This is a genomic window from Acinetobacter sp. CAU_H_S170_2 (assembly GCF_058890445.1).
The window spans coordinates 2308714-2321548 of sequence record NZ_JBZYAE010000001.1 but is presented as its reverse complement, the minus strand read 5'-3'; the positions used below and the strand labels follow the sequence as shown (position 1 = coordinate 2321548).

The 12835-nt window shown below is 41.0% G+C and carries 9 protein-coding genes and 1 pseudogene; 7 read left to right on the top strand and 3 right to left on the bottom strand.

Annotated elements, in window-relative coordinates:
* Positions 1-256: 256 nt before the first annotated feature.
* On the top strand, positions 257-943 hold the full coding sequence (locus AC5EUN_RS11465; RefSeq protein ID WP_058952088.1) for a class I SAM-dependent methyltransferase: 687 nt from the start codon (positions 257-259) through the stop codon (positions 941-943).
* 25 nt (positions 944-968) lie between these two features.
* On the opposite strand, the gene AC5EUN_RS11460 is transcribed toward AC5EUN_RS11465, so the two are convergent.
* Entirely contained in the window at positions 969-1397 is a 429-nt protein-coding gene (locus AC5EUN_RS11460) for a hypothetical protein (protein ID WP_058869220.1), read from the bottom strand.
* Between the two features lie 172 nt (positions 1398-1569).
* Complete coding sequence (locus tag AC5EUN_RS11455; RefSeq protein ID WP_058952087.1) at positions 1570-2889, bottom strand: MFS transporter; 1320 nt, start codon at positions 2887-2889, stop codon at positions 1570-1572.
* 537 nt (positions 2890-3426) lie between these two features.
* Here AC5EUN_RS11455 and glpD point away from each other — a divergent pair.
* Positions 3427-4944 (top strand): glycerol-3-phosphate dehydrogenase, encoded by a 1518-nt coding sequence (gene glpD, locus AC5EUN_RS11450; RefSeq protein ID WP_159153682.1) that lies wholly within the window; start codon positions 3427-3429, stop codon positions 4942-4944.
* Between the two features lie 468 nt (positions 4945-5412).
* On the opposite strand, the gene AC5EUN_RS11445 is transcribed toward glpD, so the two are convergent.
* A complete protein-coding gene (locus tag AC5EUN_RS11445; protein ID WP_493352357.1) occupies positions 5413-7245 on the bottom strand; it encodes a phosphoenolpyruvate carboxykinase (GTP) in 1833 nt (610 codons plus the stop codon).
* A 414-nt stretch (positions 7246-7659) separates the two neighbouring features.
* Between AC5EUN_RS11445 and AC5EUN_RS11440 the strand changes: the two genes are divergently transcribed.
* From AC5EUN_RS11440 to AC5EUN_RS11420, 5 genes and pseudogenes are all read left to right on the top strand, one after another.
* Positions 7660-8583 carry a diacylglycerol/lipid kinase family protein gene (locus tag AC5EUN_RS11440; protein ID WP_148826435.1) on the top strand — a complete coding sequence of 308 codons (924 nt, stop codon included), beginning with the start codon at positions 7660-7662 and terminating at the stop codon, positions 8581-8583.
* Positions 8580-9338: a metallophosphoesterase family protein gene (locus tag AC5EUN_RS11435; RefSeq protein ID WP_010326284.1), complete on the top strand. Its 759-nt coding sequence runs from the start codon at positions 8580-8582 to the stop codon at positions 9336-9338. Before AC5EUN_RS11440 ends, AC5EUN_RS11435 begins: the two co-directional genes overlap by 4 nt.
* A 212-nt stretch (positions 9339-9550) precedes the next feature.
* Positions 9551-9841, top strand: coding sequence for a co-chaperone GroES (locus AC5EUN_RS11430; RefSeq protein WP_010326285.1), 291 nt, complete (start codon positions 9551-9553; stop codon positions 9839-9841).
* Positions 9842-9908: 67 nt separating this feature from the next.
* Positions 9909-11543: a chaperonin GroEL gene (gene groL, locus AC5EUN_RS11425; protein WP_004694331.1), complete on the top strand. Its 1635-nt coding sequence runs from the start codon at positions 9909-9911 to the stop codon at positions 11541-11543.
* 211 nt (positions 11544-11754) lie between these two features.
* A pseudogene (locus AC5EUN_RS11420) lies at positions 11755-12604 on the top strand (IS5 family transposase); the annotation flags it as partial.
* Between the last annotated feature and the right edge of the window lie 231 nt (positions 12605-12835).

Genomic DNA, 12835 nt, shown 5'->3' with positions numbered 1-12835 from the left:
AAATCAGTTTTATGTTGGTGTTGGAGTCGTGACATCGTCATTTGCTGCTGTTCGAGGCCGGACCAAATTCGATAAAAATGTTTCTGCGAAGCATTAAATAAATGATGATTTCAGTCGAGTTCAGCAAATGGCAATGGTTTTGCCTACTTTTGTCGAAACAAAAGTAGGTCGAACCGAAGGTTATGCATATCATGCGTCTTAATGTGTAAGACTCCGTCGTGCGTTTATTAAAAAATTCTACAAATATAAAATGTCCATGAGCTGTACTTTCCAATTTCCTCAAGCACCTAAACATTTACTAAAAGCCTTGCATGAGGTGATTCCAAATTGTGAGCTTTTAGCTCAGCAACTTCCTGAGACATCCATTTCACTGTGGCTCATTCCTCCAGTATTTCCAACCGATAAACTGGATGATGAAATCATTCGTCGTATTTGGAATGAAACGCCATATTGGATCTTTTGTTGGGCTTCAGGTCTAGCCATGGCGCAGTGGTTACTGGCAGAGCCTCATCATGTCAAAGATAAGGTGGTGTTGGATTTTGGTGCAGGTTCAGGTGTGGTGGCGATTGCAGCCAAAATGGCGGGCGCAAAACGTGTGATTTGTTGCGATATTGATGCAGTTAGTTTAGATGCTTGCCGTGCCAATGCGGAACTCAATAACGTAGAGCTAGAGTATTTGGATGACTTATATCAATCTGAACAGGTCGATATTCTATTGGCTGCCGATGTTTTATATGACCAATGTAATCGTTTCTTTTTAGATGAGTTTTTAAAGTTTGCACCTGAGGTTTGGGTGGCAGATAGTCGTGTTAAAAATTTTAGTCATCCGCAATACATAAAGCTTGATGAGCGTAGTGCCACAACTTGGCCAGATCTAGATGAGTCACTAGAGTTTCGCAATGTGAGTTTTTATCGAACGTTGAATGTTCAAAAAGGGCACTAAGCCCTTTTTTATATATCAGAAGGTCTTAAGAGCACGTATAGCGTACAACATGTAGTGTGCTTGGTCGTGCTTCAAGTGACTCGCGTGTTGCAAAGTTTTCACCTTGGTGTAAGTCAGGTGTATTGCTTAAGCCAAAAGTGGCACGAGTTTGACCAATTTGGCGTCCATATTCGGGAACATCTGCTGCAGTATTAGGAATTTCATTAATACTTAAAATCGCCAATTTATAATTCTTTTGTGAACCTAAAACTTTTTGGCAAGCACGTTGTAATTTATTTTCATCGAGTTGCTGATTTTTACGAGCAGCAAGCGTATAAGCAAGGGTAGCACTCGACGCTGATTGATGTTCAATTTGATAGCCAACATTGCCATTGTACTGGCGAGGTGTGCTTTGACATGCAGATACTGCTAAAACGATACAGCTTAAGCCTAAAAGTTTATACGTATTTTTCATATAAAAAGTTCCTAACATTATTCTTGTTCTTAGTATGCCATACACAGGTGTAATTCACGATATTTCAATCGATCAAGTTTCGGCAAAAAAATTGATCAAACATAAAAAATGCCTTTATTCGAGAAGGCATTTTTTATGTTTAGCTTATTAACTTACACAGTCAATTTAAGCATCAATGATCGGTAATCATGCTGTGCTTTTTGGTGTCTTTCATAAAGATGTAAGTCAGTAGAGATAAGCCAATCATGAAGGTGATGTAGTAAAAGAAGTAGTTTTCATGTCCTGCATTTTTAAAGCTCAACGCCACAAGTTCTGCTGTACCACCAAAGATAGTATTGGCAATCGCATAAGGCAGGGCAACCCCTAGTGCACGAATATGTGCTGGAAAGAGCTCTGCTTTGACTACGGCATTAATTGCGGTATAACCCGTTACAATTACCATACCGCTCATACATAGCATGAATGCGGTTGTTGGACTGTTGGTTGAACCAAGACCGTTGAAAATTGGAATCGTGAACAGTACACCCAATACACCAAAAGTGATCATAATTGGTTTACGACCAATTTTATCAGACAGTGCACCCACCACAGGTTGCAATAGCATGAAGACAAAGATTGCAGCTGTGGTGATCTCTGTTGCTGTGGTTTTCTCAAAACCTGAGGTGTTGACTAAGTATTTTTGTAAATACGTGGTAAAGGTATTGAATGCCAGTGTTCCACCTGCAGTCAGCATAATTACGGTGAACGCTTGCTTTGGATATTTGGTAAATAAAGCAAGTGCGCTAGATTTTGGGCCACCATTTTTAGCTTGTTCCTGTGCATCTTTTGAGGATTGGGTTTCAACCAAACCACGACGAATCCAGAACACCACAATGGCAAGTACAGCACCAATGAAGAAGGGAATACGCCATCCCCATTCAGATAACTGTGCTTCGCTCATGGTGCGTTGTAAAATGATCAACACACACAGCGCCAAGAGCTGACCTGAAATGAGAGTCACATACTGAAAACTAGAGAAGAAACCACGATGGTTTTTCCCAGCCATTTCCGTTAAATAGGTTGCGCTTGAACCGTACTCTCCACCAACACTTAAACCTTGCAATAAACGGGCAAAGAGCAATAAGGCAGGTGCGAGCATACCCACACTGGCATAGGTGGGTGCACAGGCAATAATCAAAGATCCTACACACATTAAAGATACAGAGAGGGTAAGACCTGATTTACGTCCTTTACGATCTGCATAAATGCCCATGATCCACGCGCCAATAGGACGCATCAGGAAGCCCAGTGCAAAGACGGCAGCAGCTTGTAACAGTTTTACCGTGTCATCCCCTTCAGGGAAAAACTGTGGCGCGAAATATAAGGTAAATGCGGCATAGACATACCAGTCATACCATTCAACTAAGTTGCCAGCTGAACCACCGAGAATCGATTTTAAGCGGGTCTTTTTATCGATGCTTACTGGAGCAGTTTGGGGAGATAGATCAGTCACAAAAATTTCCCAAAGAGAAGTTCGGAAAATACATCTTTTAACTTTTTAAGTAGAAAAAGTTAAAACAATATATTTTAAGATTAAACAAAAAATTCTGTTTCGTTATACGCCCCTTATCCTTGGACTTCATTCGACTTTAGTCTAAATGTTGGTATGATTTATATGCTGTTAAGTTTTTCTAATGAATATCTTTATTTTAATGGGAAATTATCATTTTACTTATTCAAAACAAACTCTTGTGATTTTTTAATGTGTGAATAGTCAATTAAAATACAAGGGGTTATAGGGCTTTTTTATTTTATGGTGAATGTTGATTTTTAGAAAAGAAAGTGTTTTTTAGCTTGGAAATTAGTCGATTTTTCACTGAATAGTCAAAATTAAAAATTAAATTGTAAAAATAGATGCAGTTATTAATTTATTTAGAATAACGAATTTCCTCTGATCTGAATGGCTTTGGAGTATGACAAGGTTGGATTTTGATGTTAAGTTTAGCGTGAAGAACAAAAATAACACAATAACTCAATGAGAGAGGTGAATATGCAAGACACAGATGCCATTTATGATATTGCCGTTGTGGGCGCGGGCATCAATGGGGTGGGCATTGCAAATGACGCTGTAGGGCGCGGTTTAAGTGTTTTCGTCTGCGAAAAAGATGACTTAGCTAGTCATACGTCTTCAGCCAGTAGCAAGCTCATTCATGGTGGATTGCGTTATCTCGAACAAAAAGAATTTCGTTTGGTGCGTGAAGCGCTATTAGAGCGTGAAGTACTGTTAAAAAAAGCCCCACATTTGATCCATCCTATGCGTTTTATTATGCCGCATTTACCTTATTTGCGTCCTGCGTGGTTGATTCGTTCAGGCTTGTTTATCTATGACTATTTGGCAAAACGAGAAACATTAGAGGGCTCGGAGCTTGTTCATTTTAATGTCGATAGCCCGTTAAAAGACACCATTAAGCGTGGTTTTGAATATTCGGACTGTACTGTGGATGATGCTCGTTTGGTGGTAGTTAATGCAATTCAAGCGCATGAGCTGGGAGCTCAAATTCGGACACAAACACGATGTGTTTCTGCGGTTCAGCAGGAGGGTGTGTGGTGTCTAACCTTAGAGCATCAAAAACAACATTACCAAATTAAAGCTCGAACTTTGGTTAATGCAACGGGTGCATGGGTCACGGATTTTATTCAACAGCAACTGTCCAAAACCCCAAAGGCAGGCATTCGATTGGTTCAGGGCAGTCATATTATTGTGAAGCGTTTATACCCGGAACCGCATGCGTTTATTCTACAAAATGATGATCAACGCATTGTGTTTGTAATTCCTTATTTAGATGAATACAGCCTGATTGGTACCACGGACGTAGAGTTTGAGGGGGATGCAAATCATGTCCATATCACCGAGCAGGAAACTGCTTATTTGATTGATGTGATTAATGACCATTTCAAGCTTCAATTACAGCAAGAAGATGTAATCTCAAGCTTTGCAGGTGTAAGGGCATTGTATGATGATGCAAGTACACAAGCCTCTAAAGTGACACGTGATTATGTACTGGCGATATCTAAACCTGTTGCGGATGAAGCACCATTATTATCTGTTTATGGTGGAAAGTTAACGACTTATCGAAAGTTGGCGGAAGCGGCTTTGCTACAGCTAAAACGTTATTTTCCACACATGAAGGCGGAATGGACGGCTGAGGCAAAACTCCCAGGTGCGGAAGGTTTTAGTTCAGTTGAGGTTTTATGTGCAGAGTTGATGCATGAAATCAAAGGGCTAGAGCCTCAAACAGCGCATCGTTGGGCAAACAGTTATGGTAGTCGAGTGTGGCATATGCTCGGTGAAATCAAAGATATACAAACTTTAGGGCAGTCTTTTGGCCATGGTTTGTATCAGCAAGAAGTGGATTATGTGGTGAAACGTGAGTGGGCCATCAGCAGTGAAGATATTTTAAAACGCCGGACTAAACTGTATTTAAAATTTGATGCACTAGAAACCCAAGCTTTAGACCTCTACTTGCAGGATTTACACCTGCGTCGTCTGCAAGAGGATGCTGCATAGTATTGATTGTGTCAGGTTACATTTCATTCCGTTCTATTAAAAAAGCCGCTATTGCGGCTTTTTTAGATTTAAACTTTGATACCGCCGAGCTGTTTACAGTCTACAGGTGTCTTCCATTTTACAGCCGTTCCCCAAACGACTGGACGGACAATACGCCAAAGCGTTGGCTGGCATTGTAGTCAATGACGACGTAACACCGACTTGATTGTGCACGTTCAGCAAGACGCGGATAGAGTTCAACTACGCTGCCATAAGTGCTCTTGGCGACTTTGCTGAGCTTTTGATTTCAAAATTGAGTTGAATCGGAGGGGGCTTTGATCGAGTAAACATGAAGTGCTGGCTGAGTTGTTGCTACTTATTTTAGTCGCGATTGGCTGGATAAATTTTGTTGACTTATATAGTTTTAAAATTATAAATAGATTAAAAAAAGACCGCTTATGCGGTCTTTTTTTTGGCTTAATTTAAAGATTAAGCAGATTGCTTAACAGCATCTAAAAGTTCGTTTTGACGAGCTTTAAGTGCAGCTGGTAGGCGTTCACCAAGTTTGTCGAATAGTTCAGTGTGGCTTTCAAGCTCTTTGATCCATTGATCTTTGTCTTGAGAAGTCACAAGGTCAAACTGGGCTTTAGTGAAGTCAGAACCTGTCCAGTTCAACTGTTCATACGTTGGAACTAAACCAATTGGTGTTTCAACTGCATCAGCACGGCCTTCACAACGGTCAATGATCCATTCAAGAACACGCATGTTTTGACCGAAACCAGGCCATACGAAGTTGCCTTCAGCATCACGACGGAACCAGTTCACATTGTAGATGCCCGGAAGTTTGTTGCCCGCAGCTTTAGCTTTCGCTGCAACTTCTTCACCAAGCTCTAACCAGTGAGAGAAGTAATCCGCCATGTTGTAACCCGCAAATGGAAGCATTGCGAATGGGTCACGACGAACAATACCTTGTTGGCCAACAGCAGCAGCAGTTGTTTCAGAGCCCATAGTTGCAGCTTTGTAAACACCATCTACCCAGTCAAATGCTTCTGAAATTAGAGGCACTGTGTCCGCACGGCGACCACCAAAGATGAACGCTGAAATTGGAACACCTGCTGGATTTTCCCAGTCAGCATCAATAGAAGGACATTGACCTGCTGAAACAGTGAAGCGCGCATTTGGATGAGCCGCTTTTTCTGCGCCAGTGTGAGGTTGACCTTTCCAGTTAGTCAGGTTGGCAGGTGTTTCTTTAGTAAGACCTTCCCACCATACTTCACCGTTATCAGTTACCGCAACGTTGGTATAAATCACGTCTTTGTGAAGTGTAGCCATACAGTTCGGGTTGGTCTTGGTATTTGTACCAGGCGCTACACCGAAGAAACCTGCTTCTGGGTTGATTGCGTATAAGCGACCGTCTTCACCTGGTTTGATCCAAGCAATATCATCACCTACAGTTTCAATTTTCCAACCTTCGTAGCCTGCTGGTGGAATCAACATTGCGAAGTTTGTTTTACCACAAGCAGAAGGGAATGCCGCTGCGATGTAGTGTTTCTCACCTTGAGGATTAGTCACACCAAGGATCAACATGTGTTCTGCTAACCAACCTTGTTGACGACCCATAGAAGACGCAATACGTAAAGCTAAGCATTTTTTACCTAACAATGCGTTACCGCCGTAACCAGAACCGTAAGACCAGATTTCACGTGTTTCTGGGTAATGCACGATGTATTTTTCAGGGTTGCAAGGCCATGCAACATCTTTTTCGCCATCAGCAAGCGGCGCACCAACAGTATGTACGCAAGGAATAAATTCACCGTCTGTACCAAGAACGTCATAAACAGCTTTACCCATGCGAGCCATTTTAGACATGCTAACTGCAACATAAGGAGAGTCAGTTAATTCGATACCAATATGCGCAATATGAGAACCTAATGGGCCCATAGAGAACGGTACTACATATAAAGTACGACCTGCCATTGAACCGTCAAACAAACCATTTAGGCGAGCACGCATTTCAGCAGGCTCTTCCCAGTTGTTTGTTGCACCAGCATCTTCTTGTTTTTCAGAGCAGATGTAAGTACGACCTTCAACACGAGCAACGTCAGAAGGATCAGAATTAGCAAGATAAGAACCAGGATGCGTTTCTTGGTTAAGCGCTTGCATTGTGCCGTTAGCGATCATCAAGTTGATATAACGTTGATATTCTTCTTCGCTGCCGTCACACCATTCAATTTTCGCTGGTTTTGTTAATTTTGCAATTTCTTCCACCCACGCAATAAGCTTAGGGTGACGAACGAATTCTGGTGCGTTCACTTGGGTCATGGTGAGGCCTATCTCAAATATGTACACGTTTGTACAAAGTACAATCTCAGCAATAAAATTTACTGCAGAGATGAAAAGATGAAAAAAAGTGGCTGTATTAAAGCATAATTTGATAAAAAAAATAAGACCAAAGGCGTATCTAAATTATGAACAGCTCGATGGAGTTGCTTCATTTTAATTATTAAAAAACAATAGTTTGGTTAGATTTCTTGCTTTTATTTTGTGTATTTATTATATTTATGAGGATTATTTATTTAAGATATTAGTATTAAAATCATATGCTTGCATTTATTTTGTGATTGAGATTTATTATTGATTAAATAAATGGTAGTCATTTGAATTTTACATAACAAAACTGTTAAGTGTTGAATATTTGGACAAAAATAGAGCAATTACTTCAAATTTAGGTGCAAAATGTCAGAACAACTCAAACCTTTATCACTTATTTATAATAAAAAATCAGGTTTTCATGCTGCAAATAAAGATGAAGTGTATGAACAGTTGGTAGCAGATTTGAGTACTGCGGGTTTTGAAATACAGTCATTTGAGTTAAGTGAGTGCATGAACTTTGATCAGATGATGCAAGAGATTTTACTACGCCATCGTCAAGCGGAAAATGTAGGGGTCGTGGTTGCTGCGGGTGGCGATGGCACTTTAAATGCTGTTGCATCTAAATTGATGGGAACGGATATTCCCATGGGGATCTTGCCTCTAGGTACCTTTAACTATGTTGCACGAGTGTTGAATATTCCGTTGGACCTATTAGACGCAGCCAAAGCCATTAGTGAAGGGCAGCCACGTTCTGTACATGTGGCACAGCTGAATCAACATATTTATCTGAACAATGCCAGTTTAGGGCTTTATCCTTTATTTATTCAAAAAAGAGAACAGTTTAATAAGCATTTTGGACGTTTTCCATTGCATGCGTATACCTCAGCATTGGATGTTCTCATCCGCGACCGTAAAGAGTTAAAACTTGAAGTAGAAGTCGATGGGCAACGCTATCCAGTGAAAACGCCACTGATTTTCTTTGGAAACAATCAACTTCAACTGGCTGAAATGAAACTACGTATTGCCGAGGCGGCGGAAGCAGGCAAAGTGGCGGGCGTGGTAGTAGCAAAAAGTGATAAGCGGACTTTGTTCAAGACCTTATGGCAGCTGATTAAAGGCAATTTGGATCAGGCTTCCGATGTCTATAGCTTTGCAGCAGATGAAGTGATTGTTCATTCAAAGCGCAATAAGCTCACGGTTGCGGTAGATGGAGAAATTGTCACGATGACACCACCGCTGAAAATTACAGTACGTAAGCATGCGCTGAATGTCATGGTTCCCGCATGATTTTACATTTGTCGGATTTACATTTTGGGACCGAACGCGAAGTCTGTTTGCAGGCCATTCGTCAGTTATGTGAGGAACACCCTTTTGAAGCAGTGGTGGTCAGTGGGGACTTGACCCAACGTGCACGGTTTATTCAGTTTTATGCTTGTCGGCAGTTTTTAGACAGTTTAAAGCTGCCGTATTTGGTGGTGCCAGGGAATCATGATATTCCGCTGTACCATGTGTGGAATCGTTTTTTCAGCCCCTTTGCACGTTATCAACTGTTTTTTGGGGGGATGGAAAACACGTTGGAAACTGAACACTTTTATGTCATTGGGGTGAATAGTATTCGTCGGCGTTACCACACGCGAGGGCATATTTCACTGAACCAAATTCAAGAGATTGACCTGAAGTTGCAGCAAGCACCTGCACACAAAATTAAACTGATCGCCGCACATCAGCCTTTTTATACTCCGCCAGACCATAGTCATGGTGTGAAAGACTGTCCAATGCTTGGTCGTATTGCGTTGGAGCAATGGAGCCAACATGGTTTAAATGGACTCTTACATGGGCATTTACACCACGCTGCCGTTTATGATTTGAACCAGATTTATCAACTTGGGGTATCTCATCCTGTGCTGGATATTCATGCGGGAACGGCAACGTCTTATCGTTTACATGCGGGCTTGCCCAATAGCTTGAATATTATTTTGCCGAATGCTGATGTACAACATTTGAGCTTTAACGCTGCAACCAATCGCTTCGAGTTGATGTAGCGAAATACGTCAGATTGAATTGAGTGTCTAAACTTTGATGAGGTTTGCTTAAAAAGAGCGCAAAAATATAAAAATATTTTGTGTTTGCCCTTGAAGCGTTTTATTCCATCCCCACAAAAGTGTCATATCAAAATTTTGTTGATGACCTAGGAATAAGAAGTCATCTTCACATCGTAAACAACGGCATTTTAAAAATGTCTATGGAGCAAGAAATGAGCAAAATTCGTCCTTTACATGACAACGTTGTGATTCGCCGCGTAGAAAAGGAAACTAAAACTGCAGGTGGTTTAATTTTGAGTACTTCTGCTGCTGAACAGCCAGCTCAAGGTGAAATCATTGCAGTAGGCAATGGCAAAATTACAGACAATGGCGTTCGTGCTTTAGACGTAAAAGTGGGCGACAATGTACTGTTTGGTGCATATGCAGGCACTAAAGTTAAAGTTGAAGGCGAAGAACTTCTTGTGATGAAAGAGTCTGATATTTTAGCGGTTCTTGAAGGTTAATTCAGAACGTTCATTTGCTGTTTAAGCAATACAATTGATTAAAATTTAAGAATATTTGGAGTTTAGTATGTCAGCTAAAGACGTAAAATTTGGTGATTCAGCTCGTTCTAAAATGATTGCAGGCGTAAACGTGCTTGCAGATGCTGTAAAAGTAACTTTAGGTCCTAAAGGCCGTAACGTTGTGATCGACCGTTCTTTCGGTGCGCCGCACATCACTAAAGATGGTGTAACGGTTGCGAAAGAAATCTCTCTAAAAGACAAATTTGAGAACATGGGCGCTCAATTGGTTCGTGAAGTTTCTTCTAAAACCAATGACATTGCTGGTGACGGTACAACAACAGCAACTGTACTAGCTCAAGCAATTTTAAATGAAGGCATCAAGTCTGTAACTGCGGGCATGAACCCAATGGACTTGAAACGTGGTATTGACCTTGCAGTTAAAGCATTGGTTGCTGAAATTAAAGCAACGGCTAAACCAGCGTCTGATACCAAAGCGATTGAACAAGTGGGTTCAATCTCTGCAAACTCTGACGAAACTGTAGGTAAACTCATTGCACAAGCAATGGAACGCGTGGGTAAAGAAGGCGTAATTACCGTTGAGGAAGGTTCAGGCTTTGAAGATGCTTTGGACGTTGTTGAAGGTATGCAATTTGACCGTGGTTATATCAGCCCATACTTTGCAAACAAACAAGATACGTTAACTGCTGAATTAGAAAACCCATTCATTTTGCTTGTTGACAAAAAAATCAGCAACATCCGTGAATTGATTACTGTACTTGAAGCTGTTGCTAAAACAGGCAAGCCACTTTTAATCATCGCTGAAGATGTTGAAGGTGAAGCGTTAGCGACACTTGTTGTGAACAACATGCGCGGAATTATCAAAGTATGTGCGGTTAAAGCACCAGGTTTTGGTGACCGTCGTAAAGCAATGCTTCAAGATATCGCAATCTTGACGGGCGCGACTGTGATTTCTGAAGAAGTCGGCATGACTTTAGAACAAGCTTCTCTTCAAGACTTAGGTACTGCGCACAAAATCACTGTATCTAAAGAAAATACTGTGATTGTTGACGGTGCTGGTGACGCAGCTCAAATTGCTGAACGTGTCACTCAAATTCGTGCGCAAATTGAAGAATCGTCTTCTGAATACGACAAAGAAAAACTTCAAGAACGTGTTGCTAAATTGGCAGGCGGTGTAGCTGTGATCAAAATTGGTGCAGCGACAGAAGTTGAAATGAAAGAGAAGAAAGACCGCGTGGACGATGCGCTTCATGCAACACGTGCTGCTGTTGAAGAAGGTGTGGTTGCTGGTGGTGGTGTTGCACTGGTACGTGCTGCAGCTGCACTTGACGGCGTAAACGGTGCGAATGACGATCAAAACGTAGGTATCAACATTTTACGTCGTGCAATTGAAGCACCACTTCGTCAAATCGTTGCGAATGCGGGTGATGAGCCTTCAGTTGTGATCAACGCGGTAAAAAATGGAGAAGGTAACTTCGGTTATAACGCTGCTACTTCTGAGTATGGCGATATGCTAGAAATGGGTATTCTTGACCCTGCGAAAGTAACGCGTTCTGCACTTGAGCATGCTGCATCTGTAGCAGGTTTAATGTTGACAACTGAATGTATGATTACTGACGTTCCAGAAGACAAGCCAGCAATGCCTGATATGGGCGGCATGGGTGGTATGGGCGGAATGATGTAAGCTGCACCATATTATTTTAGATGTAAAAAGGCCGCTTAAATGCGGCCTTTTTATTATTTGTAAATGTTGGATTGGTTTGGTGCATAATGCTTAAAGTGGTTTAGTTAGGCTGTTAAATTAAAATAATTGATATTTTTAGCCATTTTTAATCTGAATAGACTTTGTTGCACAAACCTACTCTTAAGGGCTTCTTCATCAATATAATTTCTAAATGAAGAAGCCTGCACCTAAAATTTATCGCACAACTAATTGGCCTTTGTATAACTGAGCACTAATAAATAGAGGAAACATCTTCATTTGGTTTGACCCAACGACTCAATGGTATGCTCAACCACAAGGTAAGCAAGGTCGAAATCAAACTTATGCCGATGCCGCGATTCAGTGTTGTTTAATAATCAAATCGCTATTTCTACTCTCTTTACGCCTAGCCACAGAATTTGTTCAGAGCCTCATTAAACTTAGTGGATTAGATTGGACAGCACCAGATTATTCCACGCTGTGTAGAAGACAGAAGCATATTGATATTGCAATTCGCTATCAAAAAAGTAGTAATGGACTTCACTTGCCCGTGGACTCTACTGGCTTAAAGTTTTTAGGTGAAGGTGAATGGAAAAGGAAGAAACATCAGCCCGAATATCATCGCCAATGGCGTAAGCTTCACATTGGTATAGATGCTGAAACGCTGCAAATACGTGCAGTTCAGCTCACAACGAACAATATCAGTGATTCACAGGTACTCGGTGATTTACTTGATCAAATCCCATTGGATGAGCAGATTGATTCAGTCTATACAGACGGGGCTTATGACACAAAAACAATGCCGTCAGGTCATTGCAGATCGGCAAGCGTATGCAGTGATTCCACCTAGAAAAAATGCAAAGCCTTGGAAAGACAAAAAAGTAGAATCTTTAGAAAGAAATGAATTATTGAAAATAGTTAAACGCCTAGGAAAAATGATTTGGAAAAAATGGTCAGGCTATCATCGTCGTAGTTTGGTAGAAACCAAGATGCATTGCATCAAATTACTAGGCGATAAACTCAGTGCTAGGAACTTTCAAAGCTAGGTCAACGAGGTACATGCCCGTATAGCCATTTTAAGACCGAATTCATATCCAAGTTGTCACTTAAATTTGAGTCGCTTAGGGGTATTTTTTTAAATATTTGTGCAACAAAATCCTTTTTCAGCAAAAATTCCAGACGACGATAGGTCTGTATTCGCTGTATAGGAAAAGGCATTTTTTCAAATACACGCTAAAGAATAATAAGTTTTAGAACATGATCTGAATCCGAAG

Excerpts from the sequence above, each read along its gene's own strand:
- AC5EUN_RS11465 (WP_058952088.1), top strand. The coding sequence starts at position 257 with ATGAGCTGTACTTTCCAATTTCCTCAAGCACCTAAACATTTACTAAAA.
- AC5EUN_RS11460 (WP_058869220.1), bottom strand. The coding sequence starts at position 1,397 with ATGAAAAATACGTATAAACTTTTAGGCTTAAGCTGTATCGTTTTAGCA.
- glpD (WP_159153682.1), top strand. The coding sequence starts at position 3,427 with ATGCAAGACACAGATGCCATTTATGATATTGCCGTTGTGGGCGCGGGC.
- AC5EUN_RS11445 (WP_493352357.1), bottom strand. The coding sequence starts at position 7,245 with ATGACCCAAGTGAACGCACCAGAATTCGTTCGTCACCCTAAGCTTATT.
- AC5EUN_RS11440 (WP_148826435.1), top strand. The coding sequence starts at position 7,660 with ATGTCAGAACAACTCAAACCTTTATCACTTATTTATAATAAAAAATCA.
- AC5EUN_RS11435 (WP_010326284.1), top strand. The coding sequence starts at position 8,580 with ATGATTTTACATTTGTCGGATTTACATTTTGGGACCGAACGCGAAGTC.
- AC5EUN_RS11430 (WP_010326285.1), top strand. The coding sequence starts at position 9,551 with ATGAGCAAAATTCGTCCTTTACATGACAACGTTGTGATTCGCCGCGTA.
- groL (WP_004694331.1), top strand. The coding sequence starts at position 9,909 with ATGTCAGCTAAAGACGTAAAATTTGGTGATTCAGCTCGTTCTAAAATG.